Source organism: Tardiphaga sp., from assembly GCF_044336785.1.
Classification (GTDB): Bacteria; Pseudomonadota; Alphaproteobacteria; order Rhizobiales; family Xanthobacteraceae; genus Tardiphaga.
In genome coordinates, this window is the sequence record NZ_JBIIOT010000007.1 from 67,370 (window position 1) to 84,939 (window position 17,570).

Genomic DNA, 17,570 nt, shown 5'->3' on the forward strand with positions numbered 1-17,570 from the left:
CTATATATCGCTTCATGGCACATCAAAGCCGCGACCCCGACCAACGCCCCTCGCCGGAAGCCTTGCTGGAGACAGCACGGCGCGAGGAAGGTGTGACCGGGCGGCTAAAAATCTTTGTCGGCGCCGCCCCCGGCGTCGGCAAGACTTATGAGATGCTGCAAAGCGCCCATGCCAAGAAGAAGGCGGGTGTCGATGTGCTGGTCGGCGTGGTCGAGACCCATGGCCGCGCCGAGACCGAAGCGCTGCTCGCCGGGCTCGACGTCATCCCGCGGCGGGTGATCGCGCATAAGGGGCAGACGCTCGACGAGATGGACCTCGATGCCATTCTCGCGCGTCGTCCGAAGCTCGTCCTGGTCGATGAGCTCGCGCATACCAATGCACCGGGCTCGCGTCATCCGAAACGCTATCTCGACGTTGCCGAGCTGCTCGCCGCCGGAATCGATGTCTATACCGCCGTCAACATCCAGCACATCGAGAGCCTGAATGATGTCGTCGCGCAGATCACCCATGTGCGGGTGCGCGAGACGGTGCCGGATTCGGTGTTCGATCGCGCCGATGCCATCGAGCTGATCGATCTCACGCCGGACGACCTGATCCAGCGCCTGAAGGAAGGCAAGATCTACGTCCCGAAACAGGCCGAGCGCGCGCTCGAGCATTACTTTTCGCCGGGCAATCTCACGGCGCTGCGCGAACTCGCTCTGCGCCGCACGGCGGATCGCGTGGACGAGCAGTTGCTCACCCATATGCAGGCGAATGCCATTGCCGGCCCATGGGCGGCGGGTGAGCGTATTCTGGTCTGTATCAGCGAAGATCCGCGCTCGGCGGGTCTTGTCCGCTACACCAAGCGCCTGGCCGATCGCCTGCATGCGCCATGGACGGCTGTCAGCATCGAAACGCGACGCAGCCTGCAGTTCTCGGAAGAACAGCGTGATCGTCTCGCAGATACGCTGCGGCTGGCCGAAGCGCTTGGCGCCGAGGCGCTGACGATCCCTGCCGCAGCCCGGCATATCGCCGATGATCTGCTCGGCTATGCCCGTGCCAACAATGTCACCCAGATCGTGATCGGCAAGGCGTCGCGGTCATGGTGGTTCGAGCTGCTGCGTGGCTCGGTGGTGCATGATCTCGTGCGCCGTGCCGGTAATATCGGTGTCTATGTGGTTGCCGGCGATGCGTTGCCGACGGAGCCAAGCACCCGGCGCGCCCAGATCAGTGACCGGGCCGAGCCGTTCGATCCAAAACCTTATGCGTTGTCGATCGCCATTATCGCGGCAGCGCTCGGCGTCGGCATGCTGCTCTATCCGGTTTTCGGCGTCGAGAATGTCGATCTCATCTTCATGACGGCGGTGGTCGGCATCGCCGTCCGCTTCGGGCTCGGGCCGTCGCTACTCGCCAGCCTGAGCGGATCGCTGGCCTACAACTTCTTCTTCCTGCCGCCGGTCTACACGTTCACGATCACCGACCCGACCAATGTCGCGGCTTTCTTCTTCTTCATGCTGGTGGCGGTGCTGGTGTCCAATCTCGCGGCGCGGGTGCGTAGCCAGGCCGTGTCCGCCTTTGGCCGCGTACGCACGACCGAGTCGCTGTATGCATTCAGCCGCAAGCTCGCGGGCACGGCGACGCTCGATGATGTGCTCTGGGCCTCTGCCTATCAGATCGCGCTGATGTTGCGCGTTCGCGTCGTGCTGCTGCTGCCGGATGCCGGCGTCATCACGGTGAAGGCCGGTTATCCGCCGGAAGATCAGCTCGACCAGGCCGATCTCGCCGCCGCCAATTGGGCCTGGAGCAATGATCGCCCCGCCGGTCGCGGCTCCGACACGCTGCCGGGCGCCAAGCGCCTGTTCCTGCCGATGCGCACCGGGCGCGGATCGATCGGGGTCATCGGCATCGACGACGATCGCACCGGGCCGCTGCTGACGCCCGATCAACGCCGGCTGCTCGATGCACTGGTGGATCAGAGCGCGCTCGCCATCGAGCGCGTGCAACTGGTCGAGGACATGGACCGCGCCCAGCGCAACATCGAATCCGATCGTCTGCGCGCGGCGCTGCTGACCTCGATCTCGCATGACCTGAAAACACCGCTGGCATCCGTGCTTGGTGCAGCCTCCACCTTGCGCGATCTGTCACCGAAGCTCAGCGACGCCGAGCGTGCCGATCTGCTCGCGACCGTGATCGACGAATCCGAACGCCTCAATCGCTTTATCGCCAATCTGCTGGATATGACAAAACTCGAATCCGGCGCGGTGGTGCCGAATGCCGTGTTGCTCGATCCCGGTGAGATCGTCGGCAGCGCGCTGCGCCGGGCTGGAAAAATCCTGGGCGGTCATCGTGTAGTGCTAGACTTGGCGCCGCATCTGCCGATGCTGAAGCTTGATGCCGTGCTGTTCGAGCAGGTGCTGTTCAATTTGCTTGATAACGCCGCCAAATATGCGCCATCGGATACGACGATCACCATCCGTGCGAGGCGTGAGGATGATGCCGTGATCTTGCAAGTCATGGACGAAGGCGCAGGAATTCCGGCTGCCGACCTCGAACAGGTGTTCGACAAGTTTTATCGCGCCAACAAAGGGGATCACGTCCGTGCCGGCACCGGCCTCGGTCTCGCCATCTCGCGTGGCTTTGTCGAAGCCATGCAGGGTACCATCACCGCAACCAATCGCACCGATCGTTCGGGTGCCGTGCTCACCATCCGCTTGCCGGTCCCGCCGGCGTCCGAAGCCCTGGACACCGCCGCATGAATGCCTCCCCTATCAAGGTCCTGGTCATCGATGACGAGCCGCCGATCCGGAAATTGCTGCGGATGGGCTTGAGTACGCAGGGCTACGACATCATCGAAGCCAGCAATGGCAAGCTGGCGCTGGAAAGGCTGGCCGAGGAGCCGGCGCTGATCATCCTCGATCTCGGTCTGCCGGATATCCAGGGTCACGATCTCCTGCAGATGATTCGGGCGCGCAATGACAGCGTGCCGATCGTGGTGTTGTCGAGCCGGGGCGACGAGGCCGGCAAGGTGCAGGCCCTGGATCTCGGGGCTGACGACTATCTGACAAAGCCGTTCGGGATGGATGAGTTGCTGGCCCGGCTGCGCGCTGCATTGCGGCATCAGCTGCAGGTGCATGGCGAGCGGCCGGTGTTCAAGACCGGTGAGCTGTCGGTCGATCTGGTCCGTCGCATCGTCAAGGTCGGCGAGCGCGAGGTGAAACTGTCGCCGAAGGAGTACGACTTATTGCGCGTGTTGGTTCAGCATGCCGGTAAGGTGTTGACCCATCGGTTCCTGCTGAAGGAATTGTGGGACGAGCTCACCGACGCGCAATATCTGCGCGTCTACGTGCGCCAGTTGCGCCAGAAGATCGAGTTGGACCCCGAGCGCCCCCAATTCGTGCTGACCGAAACCGGCATTGGCTATCGGCTCCGGGCGCCGGATTGAGACCGATCTCCGCCCTCATGGTGAGGAGCGCGCCACTTGGTGCGCGTCTCGAACCATGAATGGAGTGCGCCGCCATCCTTCGAGACGCGGTCGGAGACGACCGCTCCTCAGGATGAGGGAGAGTTTGTGAAGGCGGCTTACTTGCCGGATTTGCCCGGCCCCTTCGGCGCATTGTAGTCCAGCAAGCGAATCGCCTCATCCGCCGCATCGACCATGTCGGACATCAGCTTGCGGTTGCGTTCGAAATCGGCGGCGGACATGGCGCGGAACAGCATGTCGTTCACTGGGCGTTGCACCGGTGCCAATTCGTTGAGCAGTGCGCGGGCCTTCTGCGTCGTGGTGAGGATGACCCGGCGGCGATCGTCCGCGTCGGTTTCCTTTTCCACCAGGCCGGCGGCCACCAGCTTGTTGATCTCGATGGTGATGAAGGCGCCGCTGAAATGCAGATGCTCGGCGACCTGATTGACGCCGATTTTCTCATCTCCACTACTCAAATGAGAAATGGCGATCAGCACCGTATATTGCGTGCCTGACAGGCCGATCACGGCACCCAGTTGGCCCCGCACGGCTTGCAGCCGTGCCGAAAACGCCAATGTGTCATGCAAGAATTGCCGAAACGCCCGATCCGACCCATCGACCATCAATTGTGGCCGTGAAATGGTCAGTTCGGCTCGAATTTTCTTTGATTTGCTCTTCGTCGCCATCAGGTCCCCGCACACCTATGAGTCGTATAGCGGGCCGCTTACTAGCAAACAAGTTCGCATCGACAGTTTGATAGCAGCCCTGCCATGCTTGACAGGGCATCATCGCTCGATAATATAGCTTTGTATCAAAGCTAATGGCTTCCGGTCAGGAGAAGGTCTCATGAGCGTGACTGCGGACGTGGATCCCCGCGCTTTCCGCCAGGCGCTCGGGCAGTTCGCTACCGGCGTTGCTGTCATCACCGCCGAAGGCGCCGGTGGGCAGCCGATCGGGCTGACCATGAGTTCCTTCAACTCGGTGTCGATCGATCCGCCGCTGATCCTGTTCTCCATCGATCGCAAGGCGTTCAGCCTCAAGGCGATGACCGAGGCCAAGGGTTATGCCGTGAATATCCTGGGCCGCGACCAGGAGCATCTGTCGAACAAGTTCGCGCGGGCGCTGGGCGACAAGTGGGAAGCCGTGGAACACACGCTGGGCCACGAAGCGGCGCCGCTGATTGCTGGCGCGCTCGCGCATTTCGAATGCGCGCCCTATGCGCAATATGACGGCGGCGACCACGTCATCTTCGTGGGTCGCGTGGTGAAGTTCTCGGCCTATCCGGCCAATGAGCCGCTGGTCTTCTTTCGCGGGGCCTATCGCAGCCTCAAGGATACGGAGCGTAGCCCGGAATGGCCGCTCCCCATGCACTATTAAGAGTTGGCACGACGAAAGTTCGGAAGTTTCGAGGGACAGCATGATCAAGACCGGCGAACAGCACATTGCCAGCCTGCGCGACGGCCGCGAGGTTTACCTCGACGGCGAGCTCGTCAAGGACGTTACCACCCACCCCGCCTATCGCGGCGCCGTCGCTTCGGTGGGGAAGATGTTCGATTTTCACAGCGCACCCGAAAATCGCGACCTGATGACGTTCGAGACCGAAACCGGCACCCGCGCCAACCGCATCTGGGAACTGCCCGGCAGCTATGACGCGCTGAAGAAGCGCCGTGCCGGCCTGGAAGCCTGGACCGAGTTGCATGCCGGCTTCATGGGCCGCGCGCCGGATCACGTCGCCTCCTGCATTGCCGGCATGTTCATGGGTCTTGAGGTGTTCGAGGCCTACAATGCCGACCGCGCCAAGGCGCTGGCCGACTACTATCGTTACGCCCGCGACAACGATCTCTATCTGACATATGTGATCATCAATCCGCAGGCCGACCGCTCCAAGAGCGCAGCCCAGCAGGCCGATCCCTATCTGTCGGCTGGCGTACTTTCGCGCGATGCCGATGGCCTCGTGATCCGCGGCGCCAAGATGCTGGCCACCGGCGGCATCATGGCCAATGAAGTGTTCGTCACCTGCATCCAGCCACTGCAGCCCGGCGACGAGAAATATGCGGTGTCCTTCGCGATTCCGATGAACACGAAGGGTCTCAAGATCCTGTCGCGTAAGTCGTACGAGGCGTCGGCGACGTCGGTGTTCGACAACCCGCTGGCCAGCCGCTTCGACGAGAACGACGCCGTCCTGTATTTCGACGATGTGAAGGTGCCGTGGGATCGCGTGTTCATCGATCAGGACATCGCGATGTGCCAGAAGCAGTTCCACGCAACGCCGGCGCATTCCTATCAGAATTACCAGGCGATGATCCGCCTGTCGGTGAAACTGCGTTTCCTGATCGGCATCGCGCATCGCACCGCCGAGACCAATGGCGTGATCGGCTTCCCGCAAGTTAAGGAAATGCTCGGCCAGCTCGCCGCGGAAGTGTCCATGGTCGAAGCCTTCGTGCTCGGCATGGAAGCCAAGGGCGCCCAACGCGGCCCCTATTTCGTGCCGGATCGCGGGCTGCTTTACGGCGCGCAGGTTCTGACCCAGCAGCTCTATGCCAAGGTCATCAACACGCTGCGTGAACTCGCCGGCGGTGGCATGATTATGCTGCCGTCCTCGGTGAAGGATTTTGGGAATCCGGAGCTGGCGTCGTTGATCGGCAAGACCCAGCAGTCGCCGGCCGCCAGCGCCGTCGACAAGGTGAAATTCTACAAGCTCGCCTGGGATGCGGTCGGCTCCGAATTCGCCTCGCGCCACTCGCAATATGAGATGTTCTTCGCGGGCGCGACCTTCGTCACCAAGGGCCATGCGTTCCGCACATATGACTGGGCGCAGGCCACGGCGTTGCTCGACAAGATGCTGGCGAGCTATGACCTTGCCGATGAACTCACCACCGGCGGCAAGCCCGTCGCGGCACCCCGCGCCGTTGCTTAAGCTGCCGAGTCTTAATCTGCGAAGTCTTAATCTGCTACGTCAGGACAACCATCATGGCCGTTAACAAGATTCACGACGAATTCCGCACCATCGACATGTCGTCGGGCTGGGAAACGCCGCCCGGTTATCCCGCCGGCATCCAGCAGAAGATCCTGTCCGGCGCGCTCGACGAGCCGAACAAGCAGGGCAGCCGCACCCGCCTGCTTCGCTTCGAGCCGGGCGTGTACACCACCGAGCCTTTCGTGCATGAATATTGGGAAGAAGTGTTCCTGTTCACCGGCGATCTGATCGTCGGCAACGACAAGCAGGGCAATGGCGGTGAGAGCTTCCAGCCGAACACCTATGCGGTTCGTCCGCCGGGCGTCTTCCATGGCCCGTTCAAGTCGGTGGGCGGCTGCGTGCTGATGGAGATCCACTATTTCGATCCAGCCTGAGATCGCGCCGCGACGTCTGATCGTTGCCATAACCGGAGCGTCGGGCGCCATTTATGGTGTCCGCCTGCTGCGGCTGTTGCAGGCGACGGATGTCGAGACGCATCTCGTGCTGAGTCGGTCGGCGAAAATCACGCTGACCCAGGAACTTGATCTCTCCGTCTCCGACGTCGTCGATCTCGCCGACGTCGTGCATCAGGCGGACAATATCGGCGCAACGATATCGTCCGGATCGTTCAAAACCATGGGCATGGTCATCGCGCCATGTTCCATGCGCAGTCTGGCGGAAATCGCCACCGGCGTGACGTCGTCGCTGGTCACGCGCGCCGCCGATGTGGTGTTGAAGGAAAGGCGCCGTCTTGTGCTGATGGCGCGCGAGGCGCCGTTGCATCTCGGGCATCTCAAGGCCATGGCGGCCGTCACCGAAATCGGCGCCATCGTCTATCCGCCTGTCCCTGCCTTTTATGCCAAACCCGCCAGCCTCGAGCAGATGGTCGATCAGACCCTCGGCCGCGTTCTCGATCTGTTTGATATACAGACGGATGTGGTGAGCCGCTGGGAAGGGCTCGGCGCCGGCAAGCCGCGGGATATTGCATGAATGCGCACCCGTCATTTGCGGTATCTGGCCGATGACGGGCGATAATCGAACAATCGCTGCCGAAAGCTGGGCTTTCGCCCTCCGGCTTTACGCCAGGCCCGGCGTTTCGGACGCGTGCCTGAAACTGCAGGCCGATGCCGGTGTCGATGTGATGTTGCTGCTGGTGGCCAGTTTTGCCGCGGTCGAGCGACGCATCCGCCTCAGCCAATCCGACATCGAAGATATGGACACGGCCTGTCGCGCCTGGCGCGAGCAGATCATCCGTCCGCTGCGTGCACTGCGCACGACGCTGAAATCCGGCCCGATGCCGGCGCCGTCCGACGAAACAGAACAGTTGCGGTCGCAGATCAAGGCGAGCGAGCTTGCGGCCGAGCGTCTGGAAAACGATCTGCTGGCAGGCTGGTTGCAGCGCAAGACAGCGTTGGATCGCTCCACAACACGCGACGAGGTCTGCGACGTGATGCGTTCTGTCGTGCGGCATTTCCTCGGTGACGCGGATGCGCATCGTGTTGCGACGATGCAATCTGCCATTGATACAATTCTCTCAGCTGCTGATAAATCCGAGTAAATGATGCAGTGCACGCTGACAAATTAGTCAGAGGTGCCTACCGAGCGAGCTTGACTACCTTTGTTGCTTAGCTATCGTTGTTCGCAATTACGTGATCACGCGAGACAAGAACAAAATGACGCAGCCGCAGATTCTCGACACCCGCTTTCGCTCGGCGCTCGCGCGTCTCGCCAAGAACGATCGCATTCTGACTTTCGAGAAGACGGCCGATCCCCATCTCGAGATCGCGGCGGTGCTGAAGAAGCATGACGGCAAGCAGACGCTGCTGTTTCCATCGGTCAAAGGTTACGACGTTCCGCTGATCGGAAATCTGCTCAGCTCGAAGGAAAACTGCGAGGCGGCATTCGGCCTCGATTTCAATGGCATCCGTGGTCTGGTGCAGCGCGCGATGGGCGGCCCGCTCCCGCCCGAAGTCATCAGCAACGCGCCGTCGCAAGAGGTCGTGTTGAAGACCGGCTTCGACATCGCCAAGCTGCTGCCGGCGCTGTTTCATGCGCCGGGGGATGCGGGTCGCTACATCACGTCCGGCATCGTGGTGGTGAAAGATCCTGAAACCGGCATCTATAATGCCTCCTATCACCGGCTGCAGCTGCTGGGACCTGATCGCGTGGCCATCAAGCTCGATTTCGGTCGTCATCTCCGTCTCGCTTTCGATCGCGCGAAAGCCCGTGGCAAGGCGTTGCCGGTGGCGGTGTGCATCGGCACCGATCTCGCGCTGCATTTCACGGCGGCCACCATGGGCTCGCAGATGCCGGAGCACGCGGACGAGCTCGCCGTTGCGGGTGGTCTGGCCGGCAAGCCGTTGACGGTGACGAAGGCTGTTTCGCAGGACATGATCGTTCCGGCCGAATGTGAATTCGTGCTGGAAGGCGAGATTTCCGTCGATGATGTCGCGCCGGAAGGGCCGTTCGGCGAATTCGTCGGCTTCGCTGCGCCCGCCGCCGATGCGCCGGTGCTGAAGATCACGGCCGTCACCCATCGCCTGCGCCCGATCTATCACGTCATCAACGGCTTCGGTCGCGAAACCATCATCCTGCGCAAATATGTGCTCGAAGCGAGCTTGCTCAAGGTGTTGCAGTCGGCGATCCCGATCGTCACCGATGTGGAGATGACCTCCGGTGGCCTGCATCGCTTCCATGCGATCATCCAGGTCAAGAAGCAGAGTCGCCAGCATAATGGTTTGCAGCGCAATGCCATTCTCGCCGCCTTCGGTGCATTGAAGGATCTCGACCTCATCACGGTGGTCGATCATGACATCGATATCCGCGATCCCGTCGATGTCGAATATGCCGTCGCTACGCGCATGGAAGCGTCGAGCGATCTCATCCTGATTCCCGGCGCGCGCGGCCATGAATACGTCCGCGTCAGCAAGGAAGGCATCCGCACCAAGCTCGGCATCGACGCCACGGTGCCGTTCGAGGATCAGGCCACGTTCCGTCGCGTCGAATTCGCCAAGACCGATATCGAGCTCAGCCATTTCACCACGGGTGAAGACAAGGCAACGCTGGCGCTCGGTCTGGTGGGAACGAACATTGCATAGTCTCTGACATCAAAACATTCGAAGCCTTCGCGTTACTTTCTCAATCAGCAGGAAACACCGATGAAGCGATTTCTCGTAGCGGCCCTTTTGGTGGGCACTGGACTGACTGCCACGGTTGCGTCCGCGCAGGAGTGGCCGAGCAAGCCGATCAAGCTCGTGGTGCCCTATGCGCCTGGTGGCTATACCGATGCGGTCGGCCGAATTACGGCGCGTTTCCTCGAGAAAGAACTCAGCCAGACCGTGATCGTCGAGAACCGGCCCGGTGGCGGCGGCATTGTCGGCTCCGATCTGGTGTCGAAATCGCCCGGCGACGGCTACACGCTGTGCGTCTGCAGCGTAGGCGCAATTTCCATCGCGCCCGTCGCGCAGACCACGTCCTATGATCCGATCAAGAGCTTCAAGCCGATCAGCGTGGTCAGTACCATCCCGCAGACGGTGATCGTGAATCCGTCGCTGCCGATTAATTCGATGGAAGACCTGGTCAAATATGCGAAGGCCAATCCGGGCAAGCTGACCTATGGCTCCAGCGGCGCCGGCGGCCTGATGTATTTCTCGGTGGCCCTGTTCGATGCCCGCGTCGGCACCAAGATGACCCATGTGCCGTTCAAGGGCGGATCGCCTGCCACGGCCGCCGTGGTTTCGGGTGAGGTCAATCTGTCCTTTACCAACATGACCGATGCGCTGCCGCAGATCGAAGCCAATACGGTGCGTGCACTGGCCGTGACTTCGGCGACCCGCAGCGAGTTCCTGCCGAAGGTGGCGACGGTCGCCGAAACCGTCTCGCCCGGTTACGCCGTGGAATCGTGGAATGGCATCATGGCGCCGGCATCGACGCCGGACGCAGTCATCGCCAAGGTTTCGGCGGCCCTCAAGAAGATGGCGGCCGATCCGGACGTGAAGAAGAACATGGCGGTCGCCGGTGCATCGACGGTGTTCACCACGCCGGAGGAATACACCGCGCAGATCGGCAAGGAAGTCGAGCAGTGGCGCACGCTGCTGAAGGAAATCTCCGACAAGAAGACCTGACAACAAGCCGGATGGGCGGCGACCACTGCTGTGTCGTCGCCCATCATTTCAATCGTCGGCACGGGAGCGCGCCATGAAATCCCTCGCACAACGTGGCAATTCGGACTTCTACACCGGCTTGCTCCTCGTCGTCGTTGCCACGATCGCCCTTCTCTACATCCGCACGCTGACCATCGGCACCGTGCTCGATATGGGACCGGGCTATTTCCCGCTCGGTCTGGCGCTGATCCTGCTGGGCATGGGCCTCGTGATGGTGGTGAAGGGCCTGACCACCGCCGGTGTTCCCGTCGGCGCGATCCATCTGCGTCCGCTGTTTTTCATCCTGCTGTCCTTTGCCGCATTCGGCCTTCTGGTCGAGCGTGCCGGCCTCATCATCGCGATCCTCGCGCAGGTCGGTCTCGCGCATTTCGCATCGCGTGAGACGACCTGGCCGGCCAGCGTCATCACCGGCGTGGTGCTGGCGATCGCGTCGTCGATCATCTTTGTCTGGCTCCTCAAGATTCCGGTGAATGTGCTGCCATGATCGATGTCTTTGCTGCGCTCGGTCACGGTTTCTCCGTCGCCGCGACCCCGCTGAATCTGGTGTTCTGCCTGCTTGGCGCGATTTGCGGCACGCTGATCGGGGTGTTGCCGGGGCTTGGTCCGGTGGCGACGATCTCGCTGCTGTTGCCGGCCACCTACGCGCTCGATCCGGTCGGTGCCATCATCATGCTCGCCGGCATCTATTACGGCGCCCAGTATGGCGGCTCCACCACCGCTATCCTGGTGAACATCCCCGGTGAATCCACCTCGGTCGTCACGGCCATCGACGGTTACAAGATGGCGCAGCAGGGCCGCGCCGGTGAGGCGCTGGCGATTGCCGCCATCGGTTCATTTATCGCCGGTTGCTTCGGCACCGTGGTGATCGCGCTGCTCGGACCGCCACTGGCATTGATGACGCAGAAATTCGCGTCGCCGGATTATTTTTCGCTGATGGTGCTCGGTCTCGTTTCGGCGGTGGTGCTGGCCAATAGCTCGCCATTCCGCGCGGTGGCGATGATCTTTCTCGGCCTGCTGCTCGGCATGGTCGGCATGGACATCAATACCGGCGAAGCGCGCATGACCTTCGGCCTCATCGAGCTGTCGGACGGCATCAATTTTGTCGCGCTGGTGATGGGTCTGTTCGGCGTTGCCGAGGTAATCTCGAATCTCGAGAACAATTTCACCCGCATCGTCAATCATTCGAAGATCAACAGCATCTGGCCGTCGCTCAAGGTGCTGCGCGGCGCCTGGGGTGCGGTGACGCGCGGGACCCTGCTGGGCACGCTGTTCGGCATTCTTCCCGGCGGCGGCGCTACCATCGCATCGTTCTCGTCCTATGCGCTCGAGAAGCGCGTGTCGAAAACCCCGGAGCGGTTCGGCAATGGCGCCATCGAAGGCGTGGCCGGGCCTGAATCAGCCAACAATGCCGCTGCACAGACATCCTTCGTGCCGCTGCTCACGATGGGTATTCCGACCAGCGCCACCATGGCTTTGCTGGTCGGTGCATTGACCCTGCACGGCATTGCGCCCGGCCCCACCATCATCTCGCGTCAGCCCGACCTGTTCTGGGGCCTGATCGCCAGCATGTTCATCGGCAATGCGATGCTGGTGATCATCAATCTCCCGATGATCGGCCTGTGGGTCCGCCTGCTCAATGTGCCTTACCGCATCCTCTATCTGGTCATCGTGGTGGTCTGCGCGATTGGCGTCTATTCGGTCAACAATTCGAGTTTCGACATCTACATGACCGTCGGCTTCACCGCCCTCGGCTACATCCTGCGCAAGCTCGATGCCGAGCCGGCGCCGCTGCTGATGGGCTTCGTGCTCGGTCCGATGGTGGAGGAGAACTTCCGCCGCAGCCTGATCACGTCGCATGGCGATCCAATGGTGTTCCTGCAGCGGCCAATCAGCCTTGTGCTGCTGTTGCTGTCCGCGGCCTTGCTGATCTCGATGGTGATGCCGTCGATCAGCAAGCGGCGGCAGGAAGTGTTTCAGGAGTGATGCCGGCGATTTGGCGATCGCGCGGATGAAATCAGGACGAGATATCCCATGAACAAGCACCAGCCGGTCCGGTCGGTCGCCGCCAAAGCGGGCGAACGTAATGGTGGTCAGATTCTCGTCGCCGCCCTGCGCCGCAACGGCGCCGACCGGATGTTCGGTGTCCCCGGCGAGAGCGCGTTGCCGATCTTTGACGCGCTTTACGAGCCGGATGCCGGTATCCGCTTCATCGTTTGCCGGCACGAAACCACGGCCTCTCACATGGCCGAAGCCGATGGCAAGCTGTCCGGCAGGCCGGGCATCTGTGTCGTCAGCCGCGGTCCCGGCGCCATGCAGGCGGCACTCGGCCTGCACACGGCCTGGCAGGATTCGACGCCGATGATCCTGATCATTGGCCAGGTGCCACGCAGCCATCTCGGCCGCGAGGCGTTTCAGGAAATGAATTACGTCCGCACCTTCGACGACATGACCAAATGGGTAGTCGAAATCGATTCAGTCGATCGCATCCCGGAACTGGTGAGCCGCGCATTTCATGTGGCCATGCAGGGGCGGCCGGGTCCGGTCGTGCTGTCGATTCCGGAGGACGTTCTGAGCTCCGTCAGTGAAGTCGCCGATGCTGCCCCCACCACGGTCATTCAGGCCGGGCCGTCGGACGCGCAGATGGCCGACATTCACGCCTTGCTGCAGAAAGCGCAGCGCCCGCTGGTGATCGTCGGCAATTGCGGCTGGACACCGGAGGCCGTCGATCAGTTCCGGACTTTCGTCGAGCGCAATGATCTGCCGGTCGTTGCCGGATTCCGCTCGCAGGATGTGCTCGACAATCGCAGCAATCAATATATCGGCGATATCAGCCTTGGCTGCAGCCGGCCTCTGATGGCGCGGGTGAAGACTGCGGATCTGTTGCTGGTGATCGGCGACCGGCTCGGCGACGTCACCACCAATCACTACACGCTGTTCGATGTCCCGACGCCGCAGCAGGTGCTGATCCACGTCTTTCCGGGTCCGGAAGAGCTTGGCCGCGTCTATGTCCCGACCCTCGGAATTCCCGCCAATTCAGCGCGTTTCGCCGAGGCGCTGGCGAAACTTGCGCCGCTCCACAGCAAGGCCTGGGCGGACTGGCGCGCGGAATCACGCCAGGCCTATGTTGATTACCAGGCGCCGCGCACCGATGCGCCACCCTTCGACATGGCGACGGTCATCGATCATCTGAATACGGAGCTACCGGATGACGCGATCGTCACCAATGGCGCCGGCAACTACACGATCTGGCTGCACCGCTACTATCGCTACCGCAAGCTGGGGACGCAGATCGCGCCGAAATCCGGCACGATGGGCTATGGCCTGCCAGCTGCGGTCGCGGCGCAGCTGCGCTATCCCGAGCGGCGGGTGGTTTGTCTCGCCGGCGACGGCTGTTTCATGATGGCCTCGCAGGATTTTGCCACGCTGGTGCAGCAGCAGTTGCCGGTCGTCATTATCATCGTGAACAACACGATGTATGGCTCGATCCGGATGCATCAGGAATTGCATTTCCCGAATCGGCCCAGCGGCACGGATCTGCTCAATCCTGATTTCGCTGCTCTGGCGCGGTCCTACGGCGCCCATGGCGAGGCCATCGATGCGCATCAGGAGTTTCCCGCAGCATTTGCGCGTGCGGTGGCGGCGAAGGGCCCGGCCATCATCGAACTGCGCGTCAATCGCAACCAGCTGACGCCGGACCGGCGCATGTAAGGTCGGGCCGTTGGGACGGCGTCACTTCTTGCTGGCGACATCCCCGTTTGTGTCGCCGGCTTTTGCGCTCCGTTTCGACGTCTTCTTTCGGCGCTTTGTTTTTTGCACTTCCAGGTCCGGGGCGGTCGCAGTCGAGGCCGACGGCTTGGGTTGCGTGGCCGTTGGTCTGACCCGAACCCGCAGCCGACCAGCATCGGTCTTCTCGACCTCGAATGTTTCGGCCTTGCGCACGAGATCGCTCAGTTTCCTGAAACCATAGGTGCGCGTATCGAAGTCCGAGACGAAATTGGGCAGTTGCTCGCCGAGCCGATCCAGATTGACCCAGCCTTCTTCGCTGCCGAGCTGGGCAATCACCCGTTCCAGAATGGGAATGGCCGCAGTGGGGCTTTTCGAGGCTGCGACGACCGGCGGCTGCTCCGTTGCGGCCACCGGCCGCTCGGGCATCAGGTTTTCCGTATAAATGAAGCGCCGGCAAGCCTGACGAAAACTCTCCGGTGTCTTGCGCGTGCCGAAGCCATAGACATCCGCGCCCTGCTCACGCAGCCGGGACGCCAGGCGGGTGAAGTCGCTGTCGGAGGAGACCAGGCAAAATCCGTCGAAGCGTTCGCTGTGCAGCAGGTCCATCGCATCGATGACGAGCGCGATGTCAGATGCGTTCTTGCCCTTCGTGTAAGCGAACTGCTGATAGGGATCGATGGCGTGCTTTTGCAGGATGTCGGCCCAGGAGCGGAGCTGCGAGCTCGAGAAGTCGCCGTAAATGCGGCGAACGCTGGCTTCCCCGAATTTGGAGATTTCCTCGAATAGTCCTGCCGCGATCTGGGGAGAGGTGTTGTCGGCATCGATCAGGACGGCGAAGCGAGGCAGGCGCTGCTGGGCGACGTTCATAGGCGACCTCTGCACGTTCCGCTTGCGGATCAATGAGGTTTCAGTCTGACAGGTTTCCGCGATAAAGTCGCCCAAAGCCCTCGAATCGTGGGCGCTGACAGAGGCCTTTGAGACCATGACCATCCGCCTGCATCGCGGCGATCTGCCGGATTTGAGCCGCTACACCAATTCGGTGGCCATCGACACCGAGACCATGGGGCTCAATCCGCATCGTGATCGGCTGTGCGTGGTTCAGCTCTCGCCGGGCGACGGCAGTGCCGATGTGGTGCAGATCCCGCAGGGACACACCGATGCGCCGAACCTGAAGAAGCTGCTCGGCGATGCCGGCGTGACGAAAATCTTCCATTTCGCCCGCTTCGATCTGGCCGCGCTGTATAATGCGCTCGGCGTGATGCCGCAGCCGGTCTATTGCACCAAGATTGCCTCGCGCCTGTGCCGCACCTATACGGATCGCCATGGTCTCAAGGACCTCGTGCGCGAAGTCCTGGGCGTCGACCTGTCGAAGCAGCAGCAGTCGAGCGACTGGGGCAGCGAGACGCTGAGCGATGCGCAGCTGGCCTATGCAGCGTCGGATGTGCTGCATCTCCATGCTTTGCGCGAAAAGCTGAATGTGATGCTGGCGCGGGAAGGGCGGACCGAACTGGCGCAGGCCTGTTTCGAGTTTCTGCCGAGCCGGGCCAAGCTCGATCTGTCGGGCTGGGAAGAAGAAGACATCTTCGCCCATTCCTGAATCCAGCCTGCGGCACTGTGCCACCGGTCGGCCATTGGCCGATCGCGCTGCCGTGTTTCGGCCAAACTCCTCGTTCTGGGTGCGTGGGGCTGCAAAACGGCACAATTCAGCGTAGAATATCCGCCGATGCCGGGCGGCGGATGGAAGCCGGCCCGTTGGAGCAGCGGTGAGTTCAGTTCAGGTCGATCGTTACGAAGTGACCATGGAGGCGCGGTTCAAAGCCGCGGCGCGCCATAGCCGCTTCGTGCGCCTGCTGCGCATTGCGGTCCCCGCCATCGTGCTGCTGTCGATGGCGGTCATTGTCGGCATTTCGGTGTTCAATCCGTTCCGGATTCTCACCAAATTGCCGGTCGATATCGGCAATCTGGTCGTCTCCGGCACCAAGATCACCATGGAGACGCCGCATCTGGCCGGTTTCTCGCCGGATGGCCGGCCTTATGAACTCTGGGCCAAGGCGGCGACCCAGGACCTCACCGACCCCGATAATCTCGAACTGTCCATCCTGCGCGCCAAAGTCGTGATGGAAGACAAATCGACGCTGAGCCTTGATGCGCGCACCGGGCAGTTTAATTCCAAGACGCAATTGCTGCATCTGACCAAGGACATTTTCCTGCAGACCACCACAGGCTACGAGGCGCGGCTGACCGAAGCCATTGTCGATATCGCCAAGGGAACGGTGGATTCCAACAAGCCGGTGGATGTGAAGCTGCTCAACGGCACTTTGCTCGGGCAGCGGATGCGGATTACGGACAATGGTGAAGTGGTGCGATTCGAAGGCGGCGTGTCGATGAATCTGGTGATGGAGCAGCCGACGCCGAACGGCGCGGAGCCTGCTCCTGAGCCAGCCGCAAAAGCGCCAGCAGAGCCGGATAAGCCGCGCGCCAATGGCGCCAAGCGTGCTCACACGAAATGAATGTGATGATGGTTGTGAAATCTTCCTTGTCGGCCCGCGGGTGGATCGGCGCAGGTCTGTCGGTGCTGGCGATTGGTGTTGCCGGCGCTGCGATTGCGCAAAGCTCGATGCAAGGCGTCCCCAATGCCATGCAGGGCTTTTCGCAGAACCGCGATCAGCCGATCCAGATCGAGGCCGCCTCGCTGGAAGTGCGCGACAAGCAGAAGGAAGCGACCTTCACCGGCGATGTCAAAGTCGTGCAGGGCGACACCACGATGAAATCGAAGTCGCTGGTGGTGTTCTACGACGGCAGCGATTCTGCGAAACAGTCGGGCGGGGCGGCGCCTGCAAAGGGCGCTGGCAAGAACCAGATCAAGGCAGCCGAGCCCGGGCCGGGAGGGTCGTCATCGATCCGTCGGCTGGAAGCGCGCGGCAATGTGATCGTGACGCAAAAGGACCAGGTCGTGACCGGTGACGCGGCGATTTTCGACACGCGCTCGAATCTCGTCACCATGCAGGGCGGGTCGGGCAAGGTTGTGCTGACAAAAGGGAAGAATATCCTGCGAGGCGACCGGCTGGTTGTCGACATGACGACAGGAACGTCGCGTGTGGAATCGACCTCTGGTCCGGTACAGGCGGTGTTTGATTCCGCCGGCTCGGGGCAATCCGGCAGCGGACCAACCTCCATCATTCCGGGCGCAAAAAAATAGTGCAGGTCGTGAGCCTGCCCGCATTGCGCGCGGCCGTTGAAACCTGCCCGTTAACCCGTTATCGCCATTGTTGGGTCGGATAGTCGG

17 protein-coding genes are annotated in these 17,570 nt (G+C 61.8%); 15 read left to right on the forward strand and 2 right to left on the reverse strand.

The features are described from left to right. Positions 1 to 14 precede the first annotated feature (14 nt). Together ACIQ2A_RS03840 and ACIQ2A_RS03845 are read left to right on the forward strand one after the other, a co-directional pair. Entirely contained in the window at positions 15 to 2,735 is a 2,721-nt protein-coding gene (locus tag ACIQ2A_RS03840) for a DUF4118 domain-containing protein (RefSeq protein ID WP_398475932.1), read from the forward strand. Then, a complete protein-coding gene (locus ACIQ2A_RS03845) occupies positions 2,732 to 3,421 on the forward strand; it encodes a response regulator (protein WP_398475934.1) in 690 nt (229 codons plus the stop codon). Before ACIQ2A_RS03840 ends, ACIQ2A_RS03845 begins: the two co-directional genes overlap by 4 nt. A 137-nt stretch (positions 3,422 to 3,558) precedes the next feature. Here the strand turns inward: ACIQ2A_RS03845 and ACIQ2A_RS03850 are convergent, their stop codons facing one another. Further along, entirely contained in the window at positions 3,559 to 3,987 is a 429-nt protein-coding gene (locus tag ACIQ2A_RS03850) for a MarR family winged helix-turn-helix transcriptional regulator (RefSeq protein ID WP_398475936.1), read from the reverse strand. Between the two features lie 298 nt (positions 3,988 to 4,285). On the opposite strand from ACIQ2A_RS03850, the gene ACIQ2A_RS03855 reads away from it, so the two are divergent. The 10 genes from ACIQ2A_RS03855 to ACIQ2A_RS03900 all read left to right on the forward strand — a co-directional run bounded on the left by ACIQ2A_RS03855 (position 4,286) and on the right by ACIQ2A_RS03900 (position 14,266). Beyond that, positions 4,286 to 4,816: a flavin reductase family protein gene (locus ACIQ2A_RS03855; RefSeq protein ID WP_398475938.1), complete on the forward strand. Its 531-nt coding sequence runs from the start codon at positions 4,286 to 4,288 to the stop codon at positions 4,814 to 4,816. 40 nt (positions 4,817 to 4,856) lie between these two features. Then, positions 4,857 to 6,356 carry a 4-hydroxyphenylacetate 3-hydroxylase family protein gene (locus ACIQ2A_RS03860; RefSeq protein ID WP_398475940.1) on the forward strand — a complete coding sequence of 500 codons (1,500 nt, stop codon included), beginning with the start codon at positions 4,857 to 4,859 and terminating at the stop codon, positions 6,354 to 6,356. 53 nt (positions 6,357 to 6,409) lie between these two features. After that, entirely contained in the window at positions 6,410 to 6,790 is a 381-nt protein-coding gene (locus ACIQ2A_RS03865) for a cupin (protein ID WP_398475942.1), read from the forward strand. Position 6,791: 1 nt separating this feature from the next. Further along, positions 6,792 to 7,385, forward strand: coding sequence for a UbiX family flavin prenyltransferase (locus tag ACIQ2A_RS03870; RefSeq protein ID WP_398475991.1), 594 nt, complete (start codon positions 6,792 to 6,794; stop codon positions 7,383 to 7,385). A 31-nt stretch (positions 7,386 to 7,416) separates the two neighbouring features. After that, a complete protein-coding gene (locus ACIQ2A_RS03875; RefSeq protein WP_398475944.1) occupies positions 7,417 to 7,953 on the forward strand; it encodes a TIGR02444 family protein in 537 nt (178 codons plus the stop codon). Between the two features lie 115 nt (positions 7,954 to 8,068). Further along, positions 8,069 to 9,493, forward strand: a complete 1,425-nt coding sequence (locus ACIQ2A_RS03880; protein WP_398475946.1) for a UbiD family decarboxylase — start codon at positions 8,069 to 8,071, stop codon at positions 9,491 to 9,493. Between the two features lie 60 nt (positions 9,494 to 9,553). Next, positions 9,554 to 10,519 carry a Bug family tripartite tricarboxylate transporter substrate binding protein gene (locus tag ACIQ2A_RS03885; RefSeq protein WP_398475949.1) on the forward strand — a complete coding sequence of 322 codons (966 nt, stop codon included), beginning with the start codon at positions 9,554 to 9,556 and terminating at the stop codon, positions 10,517 to 10,519. Between the two features lie 73 nt (positions 10,520 to 10,592). Next, on the forward strand, positions 10,593 to 11,042 hold the full coding sequence (locus tag ACIQ2A_RS03890) for a tripartite tricarboxylate transporter TctB family protein (RefSeq protein WP_398475951.1): 450 nt from the start codon (positions 10,593 to 10,595) through the stop codon (positions 11,040 to 11,042). Beyond that, positions 11,039 to 12,541: a tripartite tricarboxylate transporter permease gene (locus ACIQ2A_RS03895; RefSeq protein WP_398475953.1), complete on the forward strand. Its 1,503-nt coding sequence runs from the start codon at positions 11,039 to 11,041 to the stop codon at positions 12,539 to 12,541. The genes ACIQ2A_RS03890 and ACIQ2A_RS03895 overlap by 4 nt, the downstream gene beginning before the upstream one ends. Before the next feature lie 48 nt (positions 12,542 to 12,589). Next, entirely contained in the window at positions 12,590 to 14,266 is a 1,677-nt protein-coding gene (locus tag ACIQ2A_RS03900; protein WP_398475955.1) for a thiamine pyrophosphate-binding protein, read from the forward strand. A gap of 21 nt (positions 14,267 to 14,287) precedes the next feature. Here ACIQ2A_RS03900 and ACIQ2A_RS03905 read toward each other — a convergent pair whose 3' ends face one another. Continuing rightward, complete coding sequence (locus ACIQ2A_RS03905; protein ID WP_398475993.1) at positions 14,288 to 15,151, reverse strand: NYN domain-containing protein; 864 nt, start codon at positions 15,149 to 15,151, stop codon at positions 14,288 to 14,290. A gap of 115 nt (positions 15,152 to 15,266) precedes the next feature. Between ACIQ2A_RS03905 and ACIQ2A_RS03910 the strand changes: the two genes are divergently transcribed. From ACIQ2A_RS03910 to ACIQ2A_RS03920, 3 genes are all read left to right on the forward strand, one after another. Then, positions 15,267 to 15,881, forward strand: a complete 615-nt coding sequence (locus ACIQ2A_RS03910) for a ribonuclease D (protein ID WP_398475957.1) — start codon at positions 15,267 to 15,269, stop codon at positions 15,879 to 15,881. Positions 15,882 to 16,047: 166 nt separating this feature from the next. Continuing rightward, positions 16,048 to 16,794 carry an LPS export ABC transporter periplasmic protein LptC gene (gene lptC / locus ACIQ2A_RS03915; protein WP_398475959.1) on the forward strand — a complete coding sequence of 249 codons (747 nt, stop codon included), beginning with the start codon at positions 16,048 to 16,050 and terminating at the stop codon, positions 16,792 to 16,794. A 14-nt stretch (positions 16,795 to 16,808) separates the two neighbouring features. Further along, complete coding sequence (locus ACIQ2A_RS03920) at positions 16,809 to 17,483, forward strand: LptA/OstA family protein (protein ID WP_398475961.1); 675 nt, start codon at positions 16,809 to 16,811, stop codon at positions 17,481 to 17,483. Positions 17,484 to 17,570 lie beyond the last annotated feature (87 nt).

Coding starts and splice junctions, on each gene's coding strand:
- ACIQ2A_RS03860 (WP_398475940.1), top strand. CDS start 4,857: ATGATCAAGACCGGCGAACAGCACATTGCCAGCCTGCGCGACGGCCGC.
- ACIQ2A_RS03905 (WP_398475993.1), bottom strand. CDS start 15,151: ATGAACGTCGCCCAGCAGCGCCTGCCTCGCTTCGCCGTCCTGATCGAT.
- ACIQ2A_RS03885 (WP_398475949.1), top strand. CDS start 9,554: ATGAAGCGATTTCTCGTAGCGGCCCTTTTGGTGGGCACTGGACTGACT.
- ACIQ2A_RS03890 (WP_398475951.1), top strand. CDS start 10,593: ATGAAATCCCTCGCACAACGTGGCAATTCGGACTTCTACACCGGCTTG.
- ACIQ2A_RS03900 (WP_398475955.1), top strand. CDS start 12,590: ATGAACAAGCACCAGCCGGTCCGGTCGGTCGCCGCCAAAGCGGGCGAA.
- ACIQ2A_RS03880 (WP_398475946.1), top strand. CDS start 8,069: ATGACGCAGCCGCAGATTCTCGACACCCGCTTTCGCTCGGCGCTCGCG.
- ACIQ2A_RS03895 (WP_398475953.1), top strand. CDS start 11,039: ATGATCGATGTCTTTGCTGCGCTCGGTCACGGTTTCTCCGTCGCCGCG.
- ACIQ2A_RS03845 (WP_398475934.1), top strand. CDS start 2,732: ATGAATGCCTCCCCTATCAAGGTCCTGGTCATCGATGACGAGCCGCCG.
- ACIQ2A_RS03875 (WP_398475944.1), top strand. CDS start 7,417: ATGACGGGCGATAATCGAACAATCGCTGCCGAAAGCTGGGCTTTCGCC.
- ACIQ2A_RS03910 (WP_398475957.1), top strand. CDS start 15,267: ATGACCATCCGCCTGCATCGCGGCGATCTGCCGGATTTGAGCCGCTAC.
- ACIQ2A_RS03840 (WP_398475932.1), top strand. CDS start 15: ATGGCACATCAAAGCCGCGACCCCGACCAACGCCCCTCGCCGGAAGCC.
- ACIQ2A_RS03865 (WP_398475942.1), top strand. CDS start 6,410: ATGGCCGTTAACAAGATTCACGACGAATTCCGCACCATCGACATGTCG.
- ACIQ2A_RS03855 (WP_398475938.1), top strand. CDS start 4,286: ATGAGCGTGACTGCGGACGTGGATCCCCGCGCTTTCCGCCAGGCGCTC.